The organism is Psychromonas aquatilis (assembly GCF_038155185.1).
GTDB lineage: Bacteria > Pseudomonadota > Gammaproteobacteria > Enterobacterales > Psychromonadaceae > Psychromonas > Psychromonas aquatilis.
In genome coordinates this window covers 1-216 of sequence record NZ_JBAKAZ010000378.1, presented here as the reverse complement: position 1 = coordinate 216, position 216 = coordinate 1, and the positions used below count along the sequence as shown (strand labels likewise).

Below are 216 nucleotides of genomic sequence, written 5' to 3'. Positions count from 1 at the left end.
AAATCGGTTCGTAACCAGTACAACGACAAAGGTTTACGACCAAAGCTTGGATGACACCCTCTCTTCCAGGATAACTGTTATGACTCATATATAAAGCAAATAAGCTCATAATAAAACCCGCAGTACAAAAGCCACATTGTGAGCCATGACACTCAACCAAAGCACTTAGGACAGGGTGCAACTGTACCAGCCTTGGATTCGGTTTTGTCGTTAATG

Annotated in this window: 1 protein-coding gene; it reads right to left on the bottom strand. The window is 42.6% G+C overall.

The window, feature by feature from the left end:
* Positions 1 to 216, bottom strand: a 216-nt coding sequence (locus V6256_RS15875; RefSeq protein ID WP_341599173.1) for a 2Fe-2S iron-sulfur cluster-binding protein, incomplete at both ends; no start/stop codon positions are given.